General features: G+C 72.9%; 17 protein-coding genes. 8 read left to right on the top strand and 9 right to left on the bottom strand.

Annotation, left to right across the window (positions count from 1 at the left end):
• The first annotated feature begins 18 nt into the window (after positions 1 to 18).
• On the top strand, positions 19 to 1,539 hold the full coding sequence (locus ACVHNB_RS15000) for an acyl-CoA synthetase (RefSeq protein WP_456228311.1): 1,521 nt from the start codon (positions 19 to 21) through the stop codon (positions 1,537 to 1,539).
• Here ACVHNB_RS15000 and ACVHNB_RS15005 read toward each other — a convergent pair.
• Positions 1,516 to 3,897, bottom strand: a complete 2,382-nt coding sequence (locus tag ACVHNB_RS15005; RefSeq protein ID WP_428950672.1) for an ATP-binding cassette domain-containing protein — start codon at positions 3,895 to 3,897, stop codon at positions 1,516 to 1,518. The two genes, ACVHNB_RS15000 and ACVHNB_RS15005, sit on opposite strands and share 24 nt — an antisense overlap.
• 169 nt (positions 3,898 to 4,066) lie before the next feature.
• On the opposite strand from ACVHNB_RS15005, the gene ACVHNB_RS15010 reads away from it, so the two are divergent.
• Complete coding sequence (locus tag ACVHNB_RS15010) at positions 4,067 to 5,266, top strand: acyl-CoA dehydrogenase family protein (RefSeq protein WP_428950671.1); 1,200 nt, start codon at positions 4,067 to 4,069, stop codon at positions 5,264 to 5,266.
• Between the two features lie 10 nt (positions 5,267 to 5,276).
• Positions 5,277 to 6,035, top strand: a complete 759-nt coding sequence (locus tag ACVHNB_RS15015) for an SDR family NAD(P)-dependent oxidoreductase (RefSeq protein ID WP_428950670.1) — start codon at positions 5,277 to 5,279, stop codon at positions 6,033 to 6,035.
• 31 nt (positions 6,036 to 6,066) lie between these two features.
• Here ACVHNB_RS15015 and ACVHNB_RS15020 read toward each other — a convergent pair whose 3' ends face one another.
• Complete coding sequence (locus ACVHNB_RS15020) at positions 6,067 to 6,639, bottom strand: TetR/AcrR family transcriptional regulator (RefSeq protein WP_428950669.1); 573 nt, start codon at positions 6,637 to 6,639, stop codon at positions 6,067 to 6,069.
• Positions 6,640 to 6,712: 73 nt separating this feature from the next.
• Positions 6,713 to 7,774 carry an MsnO8 family LLM class oxidoreductase gene (locus ACVHNB_RS15025; protein WP_456228312.1) on the bottom strand — a complete coding sequence of 354 codons (1,062 nt, stop codon included), beginning with the start codon at positions 7,772 to 7,774 and terminating at the stop codon, positions 6,713 to 6,715.
• Between the two features lie 11 nt (positions 7,775 to 7,785).
• On the opposite strand from ACVHNB_RS15025, the gene ACVHNB_RS15030 reads away from it, so the two are divergent.
• Positions 7,786 to 8,274 (top strand): phosphatase domain-containing protein, encoded by a 489-nt coding sequence (locus ACVHNB_RS15030; RefSeq protein ID WP_456228313.1) that lies wholly within the window; start codon positions 7,786 to 7,788, stop codon positions 8,272 to 8,274.
• 13 nt (positions 8,275 to 8,287) lie between these two features.
• Here ACVHNB_RS15030 and ACVHNB_RS15035 read toward each other — a convergent pair whose 3' ends face one another.
• The gene (locus tag ACVHNB_RS15035) at positions 8,288 to 8,503 is read right to left on the bottom strand and encodes a dodecin (RefSeq protein WP_428950666.1); all 216 of its coding nucleotides are present in this window, start codon (positions 8,501 to 8,503) and stop codon (positions 8,288 to 8,290) included.
• A 189-nt stretch (positions 8,504 to 8,692) separates the two neighbouring features.
• On the opposite strand from ACVHNB_RS15035, the gene ACVHNB_RS15040 reads away from it, so the two are divergent.
• The gene (locus ACVHNB_RS15040; protein WP_456228314.1) at positions 8,693 to 9,976 is read left to right on the top strand and encodes an extracellular solute-binding protein; all 1,284 of its coding nucleotides are present in this window, start codon (positions 8,693 to 8,695) and stop codon (positions 9,974 to 9,976) included.
• 21 nt (positions 9,977 to 9,997) lie between these two features.
• Here ACVHNB_RS15040 and egtD read toward each other — a convergent pair whose 3' ends face one another.
• The 4 genes from egtD to egtA are packed head-to-tail and all read right to left on the bottom strand — an operon-like array spanning position 9,998 to position 14,371.
• Entirely contained in the window at positions 9,998 to 10,987 is a 990-nt protein-coding gene (egtD, locus tag ACVHNB_RS15045) for an L-histidine N(alpha)-methyltransferase (RefSeq protein WP_456228315.1), read from the bottom strand.
• Positions 10,984 to 11,739, bottom strand: a complete 756-nt coding sequence (gene egtC, locus ACVHNB_RS15050; protein ID WP_428950663.1) for an ergothioneine biosynthesis protein EgtC — start codon at positions 11,737 to 11,739, stop codon at positions 10,984 to 10,986. The genes egtD and egtC overlap by 4 nt, the downstream gene beginning before the upstream one ends.
• Entirely contained in the window at positions 11,739 to 13,088 is a 1,350-nt protein-coding gene (gene egtB / locus ACVHNB_RS15055; RefSeq protein WP_456228316.1) for an ergothioneine biosynthesis protein EgtB, read from the bottom strand. The genes egtC and egtB overlap by 1 nt, the downstream gene beginning before the upstream one ends.
• The gene (egtA, locus tag ACVHNB_RS15060) at positions 13,085 to 14,371 is read right to left on the bottom strand and encodes an ergothioneine biosynthesis glutamate--cysteine ligase EgtA (RefSeq protein WP_456228317.1); all 1,287 of its coding nucleotides are present in this window, start codon (positions 14,369 to 14,371) and stop codon (positions 13,085 to 13,087) included. The genes egtB and egtA overlap by 4 nt, the downstream gene beginning before the upstream one ends.
• A 245-nt stretch (positions 14,372 to 14,616) precedes the next feature.
• Here egtA and ACVHNB_RS15065 point away from each other — a divergent pair, with 245 nt between their 5' ends.
• Positions 14,617 to 15,447: a TIGR02452 family protein gene (locus ACVHNB_RS15065; protein WP_456228318.1), complete on the top strand. Its 831-nt coding sequence runs from the start codon at positions 14,617 to 14,619 to the stop codon at positions 15,445 to 15,447.
• On the opposite strand, the gene ACVHNB_RS15070 is transcribed toward ACVHNB_RS15065, so the two are convergent.
• Positions 15,432 to 15,887 (bottom strand): type II toxin-antitoxin system PemK/MazF family toxin, encoded by a 456-nt coding sequence (locus ACVHNB_RS15070; RefSeq protein WP_428950659.1) that lies wholly within the window; start codon positions 15,885 to 15,887, stop codon positions 15,432 to 15,434. The two genes, ACVHNB_RS15065 and ACVHNB_RS15070, sit on opposite strands and share 16 nt — an antisense overlap.
• A 71-nt stretch (positions 15,888 to 15,958) precedes the next feature.
• Here ACVHNB_RS15070 and ACVHNB_RS15075 point away from each other — a divergent pair, with 71 nt between their 5' ends.
• Positions 15,959 to 17,017, top strand: a complete 1,059-nt coding sequence (locus ACVHNB_RS15075; RefSeq protein ID WP_456228319.1) for a glycosyl hydrolase family 18 protein — start codon at positions 15,959 to 15,961, stop codon at positions 17,015 to 17,017.
• 126 nt (positions 17,018 to 17,143) lie between these two features.
• The gene (locus tag ACVHNB_RS15080; protein WP_428950657.1) at positions 17,144 to 18,223 is read left to right on the top strand and encodes a LacI family DNA-binding transcriptional regulator; all 1,080 of its coding nucleotides are present in this window, start codon (positions 17,144 to 17,146) and stop codon (positions 18,221 to 18,223) included.
• Positions 18,224 to 18,290 lie beyond the last annotated feature (67 nt).

Here is an 18,290-nt window from a genome sequence, read left to right on the forward strand (position 1 = left end):
TGCGGGTAACGTCGACCCATGTATCCGGGAGCGTACGACCGAGCCAGGCCGGCCGTCGTCACGGCCGACGGCGGCATCACCCTCACTTACGGCGAGTTGGAGGAGAACTCGCTGCGTCTCGCCGACCATCTGCACGCGGCGGGGCTGCGCAGAGGCGACCATCTGGCCCTGCTGTCCGACAACGATCCGCGGGTCATGGAGGTGTACTGGGCCGCGCTGCGCTCGGGCCTCTATCTCACCGCCGTCAACCACCATCTCACCGCCGAGGAAGCCGCCTACATCGTGCGGGACTGCGGGGCGGCCGCGCTGATCGTCGCCGATGCCACACTCGCTGAACTCGGCGCGTCGGTCGCCGCGTTGGTGCCCGAGGTGACGCACCGGCTCGGCTTCGACGACGGGACGTACGACGCGGCGCTGGCGGCCGCGTCGGCCGAGCCGCCCGCCGTCCAGCCGCGCGGTACCGACATGCTCTACTCGTCCGGCACGACGGGCCGCCCCAAGGGCATCGAACCCACCCTGCCCGACGGCGACATCCGGACCGACCCCTCGATGTACCAGCTGCTCTTCCAGCCCATGTACGGCTTCGACGAGAACACCGTCTATCTGTGCCCGGCCCCGCTGTACCACGCGGCGCCCCTGCGGTTCTGCGGCACGGTCATCGCGACGGGCGGCACGGTCGTCCTCATGAAGTCCTTCGACGCGCACGGCGCGTTGGAGGCGATCGAGCGGCACAGGGTCACGCACAGCCAGTGGGTGCCGACCATGTTCGTGCGCATGCTGAAGCTCCCGGACGCCGTGCGCGAGCGCAGTGACACGTCGTCGATGAAGGTCGCGATCCACGCGGCCGCGCCCTGCCCCGTCGAGGTGAAGCGGCGGATGATGGACTGGTGGGGGCCCGTCCTGTACGAGTACTACGCGGCGACCGAGGGCAACGGGATCACCTTCATCGGGCCGGAGGAGTGGCTGCGCAAGCCGGGCTCGGTGGGACGTGGCGGGATCCTCGGCGAGCTGCGGGTCTGTGACGGGGCGGGGAAGGTGCTGCCGCCGGGGGAGACGGGCGTCGTCTACTTCGAGCGGGAGGAGCTGCCCTTCCGGTACCACGGGGACGAGGGCCGCACCCGCGAGGCCCAGCACCCCGATCACCCGCACTGGACCACCACCGGCGACATCGGCCACGTCGACGAGGACGGCTATCTCTTCCTCACCGACCGCAAGGCCTTCACGATCATCTCCGGTGGCGTCAACATCTACCCGCAGGAGATCGAGGACTGCCTCGTCCTGCATCCCGCCGTCGCCGACGTGGCCGTCATCGGGGTGCCGGACGAGGAGATGGGGGAGTGCGTCCGCGCGGTGGTGCAGGCCGCCGAAGGAAGCGTCCCCGGACGGCAGCTGGGGAGCGAACTGATGGCGTACGTGCGGGAACGGATGGCGCACTACAAGGTGCCGCGGGAGGTGCAGTTCGTGGGCGCGCTCCCGCGTACGCCGACGGGCAAACTGGCCAAGGGCCGGCTGCGCTCACCCGCCGAGCGCCCGCGCTAGATAGGGGGCCGTGCGACTGCCGGCGGCGGTCGCGACATCCCGGGGCGGGCCGGTCGCGACGACGTGCCCGCCCGCGTCCCCGCCGCCGGGCCCCATGTCGACGACCCAGTCCGCGCCGGCGACCACGGCCATGTCGTGCTCGACGACCACGACCGAGTGGCCCGCATCGACCAGTCCGTCCAGCTGCCGCAGGAGCACCTCCACATCGGCCGGATGCAGCCCGGTCGTCGGCTCGTCGAGCAGATACAGCGTGTGGCCGCGGCGCACCCGCTGCAACTCGCCCGCCAGCTTGATCCGTTGGGCCTCGCCACCGGACAGCTCGGTCGCGGGCTGGCCGAGACGGAGATAGCCGAGCCCCACGTCGAGCAGCGTGCGCAGGCTGCGCAGCACGGGCTCGGCCGCGTCGTCGTCCGCCGCGGTGAAGAACGCGGCCGCGGCCTCCACGGTCAGATCGAGCACCTCGGCGATGTTCCGCCCCCGGTACGTCACTTGGAGGGTCTCGGGGTTGTAGCGCGCGCCCGCACAGTCCGGGCACGGCGCGTACGTGCTCGGCAGGAAGAGCAGCTCGACGCTGACGAAACCCTCGCCCTGGCAGGTCTCGCAGCGCCCGCCCGACACGTTGAAGGAGAAGCGGCCGACGCCGTAACCACGCTCCCGCGCCTCGTCCGTGCCCGCGAAGAGCTTGCGTACGACGTCGAACAGTCCGGTGTACGTGGCCAGGTTGGAGCGGGGCGTACGGCCGATCGGCTTCTGGTCGACGACCACGAGCCGTCCGACACCCTCCAGGTCCTGGGTGATCGCGCCGATCAGGGTCGACTTGCCGGACCCGGACACCCCGGTGACGGCGGTGAACGCACCCAGCGGAACCTCCACCGTCACGTCCCGCAGGTTGTGCCGGGTCACCGGACCGACCTTCAACCACCCCTTGGGCGATCGGACTCGGCGCTCGGCCGGCGGCTCCTCGGCGAACAGGAAGCGGGCCGTCGCCGACTCCCCGACCGCGCGCAGGTCCGCCACCGGACCGCTGTGCAGCACCCGCCCGCCGTGCTCCCCGGCCAGCGGTCCCACATCGACCAGCCAGTCCGCGTGCCGCATCACGTCGAGGTGGTGCTCGACGACGAACACCGAGTTGCCGGCCTCCTTGAGCCGGTCCAGGACGGTGAGCAGGGACTCGGTGTCGGCGGGATGGAGTCCGGCGGACGGCTCGTCGAGCACGTACACGACACCGAACAGTCCGGACCTCAACTGCGTGGCCAGACGCAGCCGTTGCAGCTCGCCCGAGGAGAGGGTCGGCGTCGGACGGTCGAGTCCCAGGTAGCCGAGGCCGAGTTCGGTGACCGTCGCGATGCGGGCCCGCAGGTCGTCCGTGAGGACCCGAGCCGTCTGTGAGGCGTCCCCGGACGCGGCGTCGGCGAGGATCCCGGCCAGCTCCGCCAGCGGCAGCCGCGCCAGCTCGGCGATCGTCCGGCCCGCGAAGGTCACCGCGAGCGCTTCCGCCCGCAGCCGGGCGCCGCCGCACACCGGGCACGGGGTGCTCTCCAGGAACTTCTCCGCCTTCGCGCGCAGTGTCTGGCTCTTGGAGTCGGCGAACGTCTTCAGCACGTACCGGTTCGCGCTCATGTACGTGCCCTGGTAGGGGCGCTGGATGCGGTCCGCGTCCCGTACGGGGTGCACCGTGACCACCGGCTGCTCGTCGGTGAACAGGATCCAGTCGCGGTCCGCCTGCGCCAGCTCCCGCCACGGACGCCCCACGTCGTGGCCGAGCGTGTCGAGGATGTCCCGCAGGTTCTTGCCCTGCCAGGCGCCCGGCCACGCGGCGATCGCGCCCTCGCGGATCGACAGCGACGGATCGGGGACGAGGAGTTCCTCGGTGGTGCGGTGCACCCGGCCGAGGCCGTGGCACCGCGGGCACGCGCCGGCCGCGGTGTTCGGCGAGAAGGCGTCCGAGTCGAGCCGCGGTGCCCCCGCCGGGTAGCTGCCCGCGCGCGAGAACAGCATCCGCAGGGAGTTCGAGAGCGTGGTGACCGTGCCGACCGAGGAACGGGACGTCGGCACCGAGCGGCTCTGCTGCAGCGACACCGCCGGCGGCAGACCGCTGATCCCGCCGACCTCCGGCGCGCCCACCTGGTGGATCAGGCGCCGCGCGTACGGAGCGACCGACTCGAAGTAGCGGCGCTGCGCCTCCGCGTAGATCGTGCCGAACGCGAGCGAGGACTTGCCCGAGCCGGACACCCCCGTGAACACCGCCAGCACATCCCGCGGAATGTCCACGTCCACGCCCTTGAGGTTGTGCTCACGGGCGCCGCGGACCCGGACGAAGCCGTCGTGGCGCGGGTCGGGCGAGGACGGGTGGGGCATGGGTGCGGCTCTCCGGGTCGGCGGCGGTCACGGTCCGGCCACACGCGGGCCGGAGGGCAAATCACACGATTCTAGGCCGCGGCCCACGGTGTCCGCGCGCGCTGGCGTGGAGTACCAGAAATGATACTGTCGTGCCGTTCTCCGTACTCTTTGAGATGAGCGAGGGACCTTGCCCGCTGATCGTGCGCTGCCCTGTCCCGATGCCGTCGAGCTCATCGGCCGCATCCGGGACGTCGCCCAGAACTCGCTCGTGCCGTGCGCCGCCGAGGCGGAGGCCGCCGGAGCCTTCCCCCGCGAGGCCTTCAGGACCCTGGGCCGCATGGGCCTGCTGGGCCTTCCCTACGGGCCGGAGCACGGGGGCGGCGGCCAGACCTACGAGGTGTACCTGCAGGCACTCGAAGAAGTGGCGACCGCCTGGGCCACCGTCGGCGTGGGCGTCTCGGTCCACGCCATGTCCTGCTTCCCCCTCGCCGTCTTCGGCACGCGGGAGCAGCGCCGCAGGTGGCTGCCGGACATGCTCGGCGGCGAACTCCTCGGCGCGTACTGCCTGTCGGAACCCGAGGCCGGCTCCGACCCCTCGGCGATGCGCACCCGGGCCGTCCTCGACGGCGACCACTACGTGCTCGACGGCGTGAAGGCCTGGACGACGCACGGCGGACACGCGGACTTCTACACGGTGATGGCCCGCACCTCCGACCACCGCTCGCGCGGCATCTCCTGCTTCCTCGTCCCCGCCGACACCCCCGGCCTGGCCGCGGATCCGCCCGAGCGCAAGATGGGCCTCACCGGCTCGGCCACGGCCACCATGCGCTTCGAGGGGGTGCGCATCCCCGTCGAGCGACGCATCGGCGGCGAGGGGCAGGGACTGCAGATCGCCCTCGCCGCGCTCGACTGCGGCCGCATGGGCATCGCCGCGGTCGCCACCGGACTCGCCCAGGCCGCCCTCGACGAGACGGTCCGCTACGCGTGCGACCACGAATCCTCCGGCGAGCCGCTCATCGCCCAGCAGGGCCCCGCCTTCGCGCTGGCCGACATGGCCGCCTCGGTCGCCGTCGCCCGGGCCACCACCCTCGCCGCCGCCCGCCGCAAGGACCGGGATCTGCCTTTCGGGCAGGAGGCGTCCATCGCCAAGCTCGTCGCCACCAACCACGCCATGAAAGTCACCGGCGACGCGGTCGACCTCTTGGGCGACGACGGCTACTCCCGGCACCATGCCGTGGAGCGCTACATGCGCGAGGCCAAGGTCATGCAGATCTTCGAAGGCACCAACCAGATCCAGCGCCTGGTCATCAGCCGCGCGCTCGGCAGGGGTGGGTCGGGCTCGCTGACCGCGCCTGCCGCCCCGCCCACCCGGACCGCCCACGCTTGAGGAGCACCTGATGCGCATCGACCGAACCGCCGCGATCGTCACCGGCGGGGCCTCCGGGCTCGGCGCCGCGACCGCCGAGGCGCTGGCCGCACAAGGGGCGACGGTCTACGCCCTCGACCTCCCGGACAGCATCGAGCAGGCCCCCGCACGCGACGGCGTCCACTACGTCCCCACCGACGTCACCGTGCCCGAGCAGGTGCGGGCGGCCGTCACCGCCGCGACCTCCTCGGGCGTGCCGCTGCGCACCGTCGTCAACTGCGCCGGCATCGGTCCGTCGATGCGGATCGTCGGCAAGCGCGGAGTCCACGACCTCGACCTGTACGCGAAGGTCGTCCAGGTCAACCTGGTCGGCACGTTCAACGTCCTGGCGCTCGCCTCGGAGGCCGTCGCCGCACAGGACGCCGACGAGCAGGGGCAGCGCGGCGTCATCGTGAACACCGCGTCCATCGCCGCGTACGAGGGGCAGATCGGCCAGGCCGCGTACGCGTCGTCCAAGGGCGGAGTGGTCGGCCTGACCCTGCCGGCCGCGCGGGACCTCGCTCAGTACGGGATCCGCGTCTGCACCATCGCCCCGGGCATCGTCGAGACGCCCATGCTGGCCACGGTGTCCGAGGAGTTCCGCTCCGAGCTCGCCGCCGGCGTGCCCTTCCCGCACCGGCTCGCCGGACCCGAGGAGTACGCCCGGCTGGTGCTGGCGATCGTCGACCACGACTACCTGAACGGGGAGACCATCCGCATGGACGGAGCGCTCCGGATGGCGCCCCGCTGACCCGGGCGGGCCGGGCGGGCCGGGCGCCGGGTCAGGACGCGACGGCGTGCACGATCAGCGACGCGAGTTCGGCGTAGGCGTCCGAGTCGCTCAGCCCGGTGCGCGTGGTGACCTCGCCCCGCTGGATCGACTGCATGGTGGCGGCGGCGACCTCTCCCACGAAGGCCGCGTGCACCTCGCGGAAGGCGCCCGCGGTGACCCCCTCCGTGATCAGCTGCCGGATCCGGTCGGCGGCGTGCCGGGTGTTGGCCTCGTAGACCTCGCGGGTGGCGTCGAAGTCGGCCATGTCGTCGAGGAACTGCCGCGACAGCGGCCGCAGTTGCTCGGCGACGGCCGTGAGGTACACGACCACCCGCTCCGCCGGTGCCGAGGTGTCGGCGACCTGCTTCTCGACCGCGGCCGTCGCGTTCTTGAAGTAGTGCTTCACCACCTCGCGCACCAGGCCCTGCTTGCTCCGCGCGAGCTGGTACAGCGTCGTCTTCGAGCAGCGCAGCCGCTCGGCCAGGTCGTCGAGGGTGAAGGAGGCGAACCCCTCCGCGACGAGCAGCGCCACCAGCCGCTCCAGAAGGTCCGTCTGGCGGGCGGTGCGTCGGGCGGCTGGCATGACCACAGACTATCCGCCCGACGGGCGCCCGCGATCACGACAGGTCCCGCAGGGAGCCGGGCTCAGGCCTGGCTCAGGCCGGACTCAGGCGTGCCACCCGGGCCAGCCGCCGGTACGACTCCAGCAGATCCTCGCGGTCGTACGTACTGGTCGTGACCAGCACCTCCTGCGCGCCGCTCTCCTTGATCACCCCCTCCAGGGCGTCCGTGACCTGCTGCTCCGTGCCCACGATGTGGCCGCGCAGCCCGGACTCGTACAGCTCGCGCTCCTTCGGGGTCATCTCCAGGGCCGCGACGCGCTCGGCGGGCGGCAGCGGCGGGAAGGTGCCGTGGGTGCGCGCGTGCGCCATCGACCAGGCCTCCGGCATCAGCAGCCGGCGGGCCTCCGGCTCGCTGCCGGCCACGGCGACCGTCCCGGAGATCACGACGTACGGCTCCTCGGCCCAGGCCGACGGGCGGAACTCGGCGCGGTAGCGCTCGATGCCGCGCAGCATCTTCTCCCGGCCACGGAGATCGCCGATCACCATCGGCAGGCCCGCGCGGGCGGCGATCGACGCGCCCTCGCCCATCGCCAGCACGAACGGCGACACGGGCAGCCCCTCGCTCGGCCGGGCGTGGACCCGGGTCGACGACGTGCCCGTGAAGAACGCGAGCAGCTCGTCCAGCTGCCCGGCGAAGTCGTCCGCGTCGGCCGCGTCCTTGTCGCGGCCCAGCGCCTTGCGGACGCCGTCCGTGAACCCGACGGACCGGCCGAGCCCCATGTCGGTCCGGCCGGGGAACAGGGACTCCAGGACACCGAACTGCTCGGCCACGACCAGGGGTTGGTGGTTGGGCAGCATCACGCCGCCGGTGCCGACCCGCAGGGTGCGGGTCGCCGCCGCGACGGCCGCCGCGAGAACGGCCGGGGCGGACCCCGCGACGCCGGGCACACCGTGGTGCTCGGCGACCCAGAGCCTGTGATAGCCGAGGCGCTCCAGATCCTGTGCGAGCGAGACGGTGTCCCGCAGCGCCTCCGCGGCGGTGTGCCCCTCGCGGGTGCGGGAGCGGTCCAGGACGGAGAAACGGGTCGTTTCGATCACGGTGGTCACGTCCGTTTCAACACGGTGGCTCCGCGGGGATTCCCGGACGCGCCCCATAAGGTGCCGTCATGACCCGGGATGCAAGGCCGCTGGCCGTTTTCGACCTGGACGGGACGCTCGCCGACACCGCGCACCGGCAGCGGTTCCTGGAGGGCAGACCGCGGGACTGGGACGCGTTCTTCGCCGCCGCGCCGGACGATCCGCCGCTCGCGGAGGGGATCGCGCTTGCGCGCAAGAGCGCTGAGGAGTGCCGGGTGGTGTACCTGACCGGGCGGCCCGAGCGCTGCCGCGCCGACACCGAGGAGTGGCTCGCCGCGCAGGGCCTGCCGGAGGGGCCGCTGCACATGCGGCGGGACACGGACCGCAGGCCCGCCCGGCGCACGAAGCTGGACGTGCTGCGCCGGCTGGCCCGCGGCCGTACGGTCCGGATGCTCGTCGACGACGACGAGCTGGTGTGCGACGAGGCGGAGCGCGCCGGATTCACCGTCGTACGGGCCCGCTGGGCGAGCCCCTCCGCGGCGCTGAAGGACGCCCAGGAGCGCGACGGGCGGACCTGAGCGCCGGGTCCCGTCAGTTGTCGTCGTCCAGGCGGAAGCCCACCTTGAGGCCCACCTGGTAGTGCTCGACCTCCCCGTCGACGATCTGGCCGCGGACCTGCGTGACCTCGAACCAGTCGAGGTTGCGCAGGGTCTGTGAGGCGCGCTTGATCCCGTTGCGGATCGCCTGGTCGACGCCTTCGTGGGAGGTGCCGACGATCTCGGTGACGCGATACGTGTGGTTCGACATGATTCCACCGTGCCCCAGGGAGCCGTGGACCGCGAGGGGGCGGAGGGGTGCACCTGTTCGACTTACTTCCGGGTAACTCTTGACCCTTCCGATTGGTACATACCAAAATCCAGCCACACCCGTACGAGCCGAGTGCTCTTCCCCCACGTCGGGCGATCCTCCCTGTCCGCAGGCAGAAAGTGACCCCCCGTGAGATCCCGCCGTGCCGTGCTGTCCCTCGGTTCCCTCGTCGTCGTGACCGGCACGCTGATCAGCGCGTGCGGTGCCCTGCCCGGCGGCAAACAGGAAGGACGGCGCGCGGTCACCGTGTGGCTGATGCGCAACAGCGCGTCGGACGCGTTCCTCAAGCGCTTCACCAAGGACTTCGAGGCCGAGCACGCCGACATCCGCCTGGACATCCGGATCCAGGACTGGACCGGGATCGGCGAGAAGGTCACCGGGGCCCTCAAGAGCGCCCACAGCGACGACACACCCGACGTGATCGAGGTCGGCAACACCCAGGTCCCGCAGTACGTCGACGAGGGCGGCCTGATCGACCTGTCGCTGGAGTCCGCGCGCGACCTCGGCATGGAGGACTGGCTGCCCGGCCTCGCCGAGCCCGGCATCGACAAGTCGCGGCAGTACGGCATCCCCTGGTACGCGGCCAACCGCGTCGTCATCTACAACACCGACCTCTTCGAGCAGGCCGGCATCGAGGATCCGCCCCGCACCCGCGCCGAGTGGCTCGACATCACGCGGCGCCTCGACACCGGCGGCCGTCAGGGCATCTACCTCGCCGGACAGGACTGGTACACGCTGTCCGGGTTCATCTGGGACGAGGGCGGCGACCTGGCCCGCGAGTCGTCGAGCACCTGGACCGGCACCCTGGACTCGCCGGCCGCGCTGCGCGCCATGGACTTCTACCAGCAGCTCCAGGCGCTGGGCGACGGCCCGAAGGACGCCGACGAGGAACACCCCTCCCAGGCCGACCGGTTCGCCAAGGGCGACGTCGGCCAGATCATCTCGGTACCCGGCGCGGCCCAGCAGATCCTCAAGAAGAACCCGTCCCTGAAGGGGAAGCTGGGCTACTTCCCGATCCCCGGCAAGACGGCGGCCCGGGCCGGCTCCGTCTTCACCGGTGGCTCGGACCTCGTCGTCGCGGGCAACACCGACGACCGGGACGGCGCGGTAGCCGTGGTGAAGGCCCTGGCCGGGGCGAAGTGGAACACGGAGCTGGCCAGGACCATGAACTACGTCCCCAACAAGACGACCCTGGCCGACGCCGTGACCGACGAGCCGGGTGTCGCCGCGATGGCCGTCGGCGCCGCCCACGGCAAGGCGACCCCCGCGTCGCCGCTCTGGGCCACCGTGGAGGCCGCCGACAACCCCATCAAGGCCTACATGTCCCGGGTCCTGTCCGGCGCGGACCCGGCCACCGAGGCGAAGAAGGCGTCCCGCGAGATCACCCGCCGCCTGGACGAGAGCGGCGAGTAGCCCACCGGGCCCCGCCCCCGCTCAGGTGCGGGCGGGGCGCTGCGCGGCGGTGCTCAGCGACAGCGCGAACCGTCCGGCCTGGTCCGTCCACCACCCCGTCAACTCCATCCCTGCCGAACCGAGTTCGTCCCGCACCCCTTCCTTGCGGAACTTCGCCGACACCTCCGTCCGCAGCTCCTCGCCCGCCGCGAAGTCGACCGCGAGGTCCAGCGCCCGGATCTTCACGGTCTGGGCCGACGCGGCGCGCAGCCGCATCTCGATCCACTCCCGCTCCGCGTCCCACAGCGCCACGTGGTCGAACGCCCCGAGGTCGAAATCGGCGCCGAGCTCGCGGTTCACCACGGCCAGCACGTTCTTGTCGAACGCGGCGGTGACCCCCGCAGCGTCGTCGTACGCGGCGACCAGCGTCGCCTCGTCCTTGACCAGGTCGGTCCCCAGCAGGAAGAAGTCCCCGGGCGACAGCATGCCGCGCACCGCCGCGAGGAACTCGGCCCTTTCGGCGGGCAGCAGATTGCCGATCGTGCCGCCGAGGAAGGCCACCAGGCGCGGACCCGGCGTGGCGGGCAGCGCGAGCGGGCGCGTGAAGTCGGCGATCAGGGCGTGGATGCCGAGCGAAGGGCGCTCGGCGAGCAGCGAGGTCGCGGCGCCCCGCAGCGCGCTCTCGCTCACGTCCACGGGCACGTACGCCGTCAGCCGCGGGAAGGCGTCCAACAGGTGGCGGGTCTTGTCGGACGAGCCCGAGCCCAGCTCCACCAGGGTCCGGGCGCCCGTCGCCGCCGCGATCTCCGCGGCACGGGCCACGAGGATCTCCCGCTCGGCGCGGGTCGGGTAGTACTCGGGCAGCGTGGTGATCTCGTCGAACAGCTCGCTGCCGCGCGCGTCGTAGAACCACTTGGGCGGCAGCGACTTCGGGGTACTCGTCAGGCCGCGCAGGACATCGGACCGCAGCGCGGCCCCGGTGGCGTCCTCGGCCAGGGTGCGGGTCAGCTGGAAGGCAGGGGAGGGGCTCACGCGGACGGCTCCTTGAGCGGGGTCAGCAGGACGTCGGTACGGCTTGCCGCGAGCAGGGTGCGGTCGGGGACCTCGACCCAGTGCGGATCGTCGTCGTACGGCTCGGAGGCGACGACGGTGCGGCGGCCGGGCTCGGCGAGATACCAGAGGGTGTCGCCCCACGCGGTCGCGGTGATCGTCTCGCCGTCGGTGAGAAGGAAGTTGAGACGCGCGCCGGGCGCCACCTCGGCGACCTCGGTGACCGTGTCCGCCAGTGCCTGCGCCTCGTCGTCGCCCGAGCGCAGCCGGTACAGCACCAGCGCCCACAGGAAAGCGGCGTCGCAGCGGGCCTCCAGGGACAGCAGGTCGATCGCGGGCAGCGTGGGCACCAGGGCCGTCAGCGAGCGCGGCCAGCCGGGCACCGCGCCGTTGTGGCTGAACAGCCACGGCCCGGAGGCGTACGGCGCGGCCGCGGCCTCCCCGTCGGCCCCGGCGAGGGTCGCGTCGCGGACGGCCGCGAGCAGCGCGCCCGAGCGGACCACCCGGGCCAGGTCCGCGTACGACGGGTCGCCCCAGAGGGGTACGGCGCGGCGGTACCGGGCGGGCACCGGATCCCCGTCCGCGTACCAGCCGACCCCGAAACCATCGGCGTTGACGGTGCCGTGCCGCTGTCTGCGCGGCTCCCACGACTGGCGGAACAGGCTGTGCGGCGGCGCGTCCAGTACCTCGCCGAGCGGCACCGGCGGCCCCAGATAGGCCAGGTGACGGCACATCAGGAGGCCTCCCGCGGGTGGGCGTCGCGGGCCGTGCGGAAGCCCGCGAAGATCTGCCGGCGGACCGGGTAGTCCCAGTTGCGGAACGTGCCCCGGCACGCCACCGCGTCCACCGCGAACGAGCCGCCGCGCAGCACCTTGTGGTCGGGGCCGAAGAACACCTCCGAGTACTCCCGGTACGGGTAGGCGACGAAGCCGGGGTAGGGCAGGAAGTCGCTCGCCGTCCACTCCCACACGTCCCCGATCAACTGCCGCACGCCCAGCGGGGATTCGCCCAGCGGGTAGCTGCCCGCGGCCGCCGGGCGCAGATGGCGCTGGCCCAGGTTCGCGTGCTCCGGCGTCGGGTCGGCGTCACCCCACGGGTAGCGCGTCGAGCGGCCCGACGCCGGGTCGAAGCGGGCCGCCTTCTCCCACTCGGCCTCGGTCGGCAGGCGCCGCCCGGCCCACCGGGCGTACGCGTCGGCCTCGTACCAGCTCACGTGCAGCACCGGTTCGTCGGGCGGGACCACTTCCGTGACCCCGAACCGGCGGCGCAGCCACTGGCCCGCCTCCCGCCGCCAGAACAGCGGAGCCTCGAAACCGCCGCCCTGGACCATGTCCCAGCCCGCGGGCTCCCACCAGCGGGCCTCGCGGTAGCCGCCGTCGGCGATGAACTCCATGTACGCGGAGTTCGTCACCGGTGTCGTGTCGATGTGGAAGGGCGGGACGAGCCGGGCGTGCGCGGGCCGTTCGTTGTCCAGCGCCCACGGCTCGGCCGTCGTGCCCATCGTGAACGGGCCGCCGGGCACCAGGACTTCGGCCGGGCCGCGGAACGGGCCCTCCAGCGGATCGGGATCCGGCGCGGTGAGCGCCGCGCCGCCCGACCGGAGCTGATGAGTGATCAGCATCGTCTCGTCGTGCTGCTGTTCGTGCTGGGCGATCATGCCGAAGGCGAAGCCGGAGCGGGTCAGCCGCGCTGCGCCGTCCGCCTCGAACGACGCCGTGTCCAGGACGTCGAGCGCTCTGCCGCGCACCTCGGCCGCGTACCCGCGTGCCTCCTGCGGCGCGAGCAGCGGCAGCCGGGGCCGCTCGGCACGCGGATGCTCGAACGCGTCGTACAGCGGGTCGATCTCGGGCCGCATCGCCTCCCGGCCCGCGACGGCTCGCAGCAGCCACTGCTCCTCCTGGTTGCCGATGTGCGCGAGGTCCCAGACCAGCGGTGACATCAACGGCGAGTGCTGCGCGGTGAGTTCGGGTTCCTCCACGCAGCTCGTCAGCAGGGTCGTGCGGCGGCGTGCCGCCAGCAGGGCGTCCGTCGCGCGTCGGCGCAGCGCCTCCGGATCCGTGGTGACGTTCTCCTCGGTGGTCATGAGCGGACGGTCCTCCCCTGTGCGGGTTCGGGAAGCAGGTCGAGCACGTCGTCGGCGGGACAGCGGCCGCGCACGACGTGGCGGTGCGTGAAGTCCGCGACCGCCTGCCGCACGTCGGGGCCCGCGCCGAGCCTGGGCAGCGCGTCCAGCGCCGTCGTGAAGCAGGCCGTCGCCGCCTCGCGCAGTTCCGGGTCGGCGAGGCCGAGCCGGGCGGCGTCCCGCCACAGCGGGTTGTGCGGCGCGGGCAGCGAACCGGTCCGCTCCGCAAGGGGCTTGACGGCCCGGTACGCCGTCTCGGCCGCCTCCGGATCGTCGAACAGGGCGGTCGTCACGGCGAGCGGCACGAGCCACCCGTCGTCGCCCGGCTGCGCGTCGATCATGCGCAGTTCGAGGTGGCCGCGCGGCCGTACCGGCGGGAACAGGGTGGTCAGGTGATAGTCGAGATCCGCGCGGGTCGGCGGCCGTGGCGCACCACCGCGGATCCAGTCCCGGAAGGACAGCCCGTCGGGGACGTGCCAGGGGCCGTTGTCCGCGCGGACGCACATCACCGGCGCGTCGAGGACGTGCCGGGCCCAGGCGGCGCGCGGCTCGCCGTCCAGCGGCGGCGCCCCCGACCGGCCCACGTCGATGCGCTCCCACAGCAGTTGCCGTGTGGAGCGCCAGCCCGTCGGACGGCCGGACAGCATCGGCGAGTTGGCGAAGGCGGCGACCAGGACGGGCCCGAGCAGATGGGCCAGCCGCCAGCGCCGGCCGTGGCCGAGCGGACCCGGCTCCTCGTGGCCCGCGTCCAGGCACACCTGCACGGAGGCGGAGGAGCACATCATGGACCGCCCGGCGGGACCGGCGCGGTCCAGGGACGTCTCCAGGGCGTCGTAGCGGGGTTCGTGCAGAACGCGTCGCGGGGGCCGCCACGGATCGGTGCCGTGGCCGGACAGGACGAGTCCGTGGCCGCGGAGCGCGGCGCGGACGGCGGTCAGATCGGCCTGCATGGCCGAGACGCACTCCGTCAGCGAGGCGGCGGGGAACGAACTGAGCTCCAGCTGTCCGCCGGGTTCCACGGTGAGCGCCGAGCGCAGCGGCAGGGCGCGCAGTGCGACGTAGGCCGCATCGAGTCGTGCGGGGGGTAACGGGAGCCGCGGGCGGTGCGGCTCGTGGACGATCCACTCCAGTTCCACACCCACGGTGCGGGGCGGGCCCGTCTTGAAGCAGATGCCCCGTACCAGGGCCTCCACCTCGGCTTCGGTGACGAGGTCACCGAGCGTCGTACAGTCTCCCTCGGTCATGCCGGGATCCTCCTGATCCTCACGCATCCCATGGTCCCCGCTGGGGGCCATGCCGTCGATTCGGCCCGGGTCGGGCCGTTTCGGACAACGCCGGTCCCACCCAAGACGGTCCCGGCGGTTCGCACAAGAGTGCCCCGGGGTGTCTTTGCCGGGTTCCCGGCACGTGCTCGGCAGGACGAAAAACTGTTGCCCCGGACGTCACCGGTCACTCACGATCTGTTCATGGCAACGACGGGGGACCGGGCGTGAGCGCCCGGCTGCGCGAGATCGCGCAGAGCACGGAGAAGATCGTCGCGGCGGGCCGGTACGCGACGGGGGACGGCCGCACGGTCACGATCGGCGACGCGGTGGCGCGGGCCCGGGCGGGTACGCGGATGTACGGGCCCGAGCCGGTCGCGGTGCCCGACGCGCCCGGCGCCACGACCGGCGTCGAGGTCACGGGGGAGAGCAGCCTGGCGGCCGCCCGGCGCATGGTGGGCGAGCGTCCCGGGCCGGTCGCCGTGCTGAACTTCGCGTCTGCACGCAACCCGGGCGGGGGCTATCTGAACGGGGCGCAGGCGCAGGAGGAGGCCGTCTGCCGCTCCTCCGCGCTGTACACGTGCCTGATCGAGGTCCCGGAGTTCTACGCCCACCACCGCGCCGACCGCGACGTCTTCTACAGCGACCGGGTCATCCACGCGCCCGGCGTACCGGTGTTCCGGGACGACCGCGGCGCCCTGCTCGACGAGCCGTACCAGGTCGGCTTCCTGACCTCGCCCGCGCCGAACGCCGGGGTGATCGCGCGGCACACCCCGGAGCGGGTCGCCGAGATACCGGGCGCGCTCGCGTCCCGCGCCGAGCGCGTCCTGGAGGTCGCCGCCGCACAGGGCTACCGGCGCCTCGTGCTCGGCGCATGGGGCTGCGGTGTGTTCCGCAACGATCCGGCGCAGGTGGCCGAGGCGTTCCGCGCCCTGCTCGACGGCCGCTTCGCCGGCTGTTTCGAGCAGGTCGTCTTCGCCGTCCTCGACCGCACCCGGGGCGAGACGACCCGCGCGGCGTTCGCCCGCGTCCTGTCCGGACGTCAGCTCCAGCCGTAGAGCTCCCGCAGCCGCAGCACCACCAGATTGAAGCGCCCCCGGTCCAGGGCGCACGCCTCACGCCGCATGCCGCGCTCGTGCAGCCGCAGTACCCGGTCCACGTCCACCCACGAATCGCGGCCGTCGCGGTCCCAGGGACCCGAGCCGATCGCCACCCACTCGCGGTCGTGGTCGTGCCGCTTGCTCGACAACTGCACGGCCAGCAGCGTCCCCGCGTCCTCCCGCGCGACGACGAGCACCGGCCGGTCCTTGCCGCGCCCGTCGTTCTCCTCGAAGGGCACCCACGTCCAGACGATCTCGCCCGGATCGGGATCGCCGTCGTGCGCGGGCGCGTACTCGGTGCGCACCCGTCCCACCTGGCGCGGCTCGGCCTCCACCGTGGCCGTCGCGCCGCTGCGGCCGGGGTGGTCGTACGCGTGGTCATCCGTAAAGGCAGTCACGCGGGTCACGTTAGAGCCTGGACGGCCCAATCCGCGCGGCGGGTGCACCGGATGACGCCCAGGCTCGGGACATGGCCCGACGAATACACCGAAGCGCCCTGTCCGCGCTCGCCGTTCTGCTCACGCTGACCGCCGTCCCCACCGCCACCGCAACCACCCCGGCCCGCTCCGCGCCGCCGCCCCCGCGCACCGTCTCGGCCTGGCTGCCCTACTGGAACCAGGAAGCCGCCTACCGCGACGCCCTCGAGCACGCCGCGCAGATCCGCACGATCAGCCCGTTCTGGTACGAGACCAAGTCCGCGACCCGCGTCGACGGTCACCCCGGAGCGGGGGAACGCCGCATCGTCGACGGGCTGCACGCCCGGGGCATCCAGGTCGTCCCGACCGTCATGGAGCAGATGAAGCCCGGCGCCCTCGGCGCCGTCATGACCAGCCCCGCCCGACGCGCGGAACACGTCGACGCGCTGCTCGCCGTCGTCCGCAGCCGCGCCTACGACGGGCTCGACCTCGACTACGAGACCATCGCGCCGACGCCCGACGCCAAGTACCCGGCGGTACGCGACGGTTACGCCGCCTTCGTCACCGACCTCTGCGCTCGGCTGCACGCCCTGGACAAACAGTGCTTCGTCACCGTCACCCCCAAGACCCGGACCACGGGCCGCGTGTGGGACTACCGGAAGCTGGGCGCCGTCGCCGACCGGCTGCGCATCATGGCGTACAACATGCACCACGCCGAAGGCGCGCCGGGACCCATCTCGACACCGCAGTGGTACGACGAGATCCTGGCCCGCGCGACCGCCGAAGTCCCGCGCGTCAAACTGGAGATGGGCCTGCCGGCGTACGGCTGGGACTGGGCGGTCGGCGACAAGGCCCGGGCGAAGCACGTGACCTCGCAGGACGCCGAGGCGCTGCGCCGCAAGGTCAAGGCGCCCTACGCCCTCGACCCGGACTCCCGCACTCCGCACTTCACGTACAAGGACGGGAAGACGCGCCGCACCGTCTGGTACCAGGACGCCCGCGGCACCGCCACCCATCTGCCCGCGCTGCGCAAGTACGGCGTGCCGTACACCGTCCTGTGGGCCCTCGGGTTCGAGGACCCGGCGCTGTGGCGGACCCTGGCCACCGGATAGACCCCGGATCCCCGGCGGCGGACCGGCACCCGAACCGGCACCCGAACCGGCGCCGGTCCGCCGCCGGTTGCGTTCCGGACGGCCTCCTGCGGGCCCTCGGCACGCCCGCAGCCGCCGTCTGGAAGGATGCCGTACGTCATGGTGCAGATACCGAAGCAGCAGCCCGCCCAGCCCTCCGGAGCCCCCGAGGCCGCCTCCGCCGAGCCCACTGGGTCCGCCGGGCCCGCCCGGGGCGCCGTACCGACGAGCGCGGACGTCGCGCGCCTGGCCGGAGTCTCGCGCGCCACGGTCAGCTACGTCCTGAACAACACCAGCGCGGTCCGCATCAGCGAACCCACCCGGCGCCGCGTCCACGAGGCCGCCAAGGAACTCGGCTACGTCCCGCACGCCGCCGCCCGCAGCCTGCGCGCCGGACACACCCGCATCGTCCTGATGCCGACCCCCGAAGTGCCCGTCGGCCCGCTCTACAGCGGCTTCCTCAACGAGCTGCAGTGGGCCCTCAGCCGCCTCGACTACACCGTCGTGCAGTACGGCAGCGTCGGCCTCGCAGGCGACGACGCGGCCCGGGCCTGGGCCGAGCTGCGCCCGGTAGCCGTCCTCGCCCCGGTCGGCATGGGACCCGACGGCATCAATGTCCTCAAGCGCTCCGGCGCCCGGGCCGTCATCACCCTGGGCCCCGACCCCGTCGAGGGCGCACACGCCCTGCTCATGGACCACCGCGAGGTCGGACGCGCCGCGGGCGAGCACCTCCTGGCGCGCGGCCACCGCCGCCTCGGTGTCGTCATGCCCCGCGAGGAGGGCCTCGACGCCTTCGCCCTGCCCCGCCTCGCGGGCGTGCGGGAGACCGGCGCGGAGGTCGTGCCGCTGCCTCTCGCCTACACCGAGGACGACGCGTCCCGCGTCGCCGGGCAGATCCGGGAGCTCGGCCTGGGAGCCGTGTTCGCGTACAACGACGAGTACGCGATGCTGCTGATGCGCGCCCTCCAGGACGCGGGCGTCGCCATTCCCGACGCGGTGGCCGTCATCGGCGCCGACGACCTGATGCTGGGCCGCCTGCTGCGTCCCCGCCTCAGTACGGTCCGGATCGACCTGCCCTCGGGCGAGGAGCTCGCCGGGCTCGTCGACCGGCTGGTGCGCGACCCGGCGGCGGAACCCGAGGTACGGGACGTGATGGGCGCGAGCGCGGTGCCCCGCGCATCGACCTGAGGCACCCCGGACACCCCGGGAACACGAAGAGGCGGCCGCCGTGGGCGACCGCCTCTTCCCGCAGTGT

The organism is Streptomyces sp. YJ-C3, from assembly GCF_053891275.1.

Excerpts from the sequence above, each read along its gene's own strand:
- egtC (WP_428950663.1), bottom strand. The coding sequence starts at position 11,739 with ATGTGCCGTCACCTGGCCTATCTGGGGCCGCCGGTGCCGCTCGGCGAG.
- ACVHNB_RS15075 (WP_456228319.1), top strand. The coding sequence starts at position 15,959 with ATGGCCCGACGAATACACCGAAGCGCCCTGTCCGCGCTCGCCGTTCTG.
- ACVHNB_RS15025 (WP_456228312.1), bottom strand. The coding sequence starts at position 7,774 with ATGGGGCGCGTCCGGGAATCCCCGCGGAGCCACCGTGTTGAAACGGAC.
- egtA (WP_456228317.1), bottom strand. The coding sequence starts at position 14,371 with ATGACCGAGGGAGACTGTACGACGCTCGGTGACCTCGTCACCGAAGCC.
- egtB (WP_456228316.1), bottom strand. The coding sequence starts at position 13,088 with ATGACCACCGAGGAGAACGTCACCACGGATCCGGAGGCGCTGCGCCGA.
- ACVHNB_RS15005 (WP_428950672.1), bottom strand. The coding sequence starts at position 3,897 with ATGCCCCACCCGTCCTCGCCCGACCCGCGCCACGACGGCTTCGTCCGG.
- ACVHNB_RS15020 (WP_428950669.1), bottom strand. The coding sequence starts at position 6,639 with ATGCCAGCCGCCCGACGCACCGCCCGCCAGACGGACCTTCTGGAGCGG.
- ACVHNB_RS15015 (WP_428950670.1), top strand. The coding sequence starts at position 5,277 with ATGCGCATCGACCGAACCGCCGCGATCGTCACCGGCGGGGCCTCCGGG.
- ACVHNB_RS15030 (WP_456228313.1), top strand. The coding sequence starts at position 7,786 with ATGACCCGGGATGCAAGGCCGCTGGCCGTTTTCGACCTGGACGGGACG.
- ACVHNB_RS15035 (WP_428950666.1), bottom strand. The coding sequence starts at position 8,503 with ATGTCGAACCACACGTATCGCGTCACCGAGATCGTCGGCACCTCCCAC.
- ACVHNB_RS15000 (WP_456228311.1), top strand. The coding sequence starts at position 19 with ATGTATCCGGGAGCGTACGACCGAGCCAGGCCGGCCGTCGTCACGGCC.
- ACVHNB_RS15080 (WP_428950657.1), top strand. The coding sequence starts at position 17,144 with ATGCCGTACGTCATGGTGCAGATACCGAAGCAGCAGCCCGCCCAGCCC.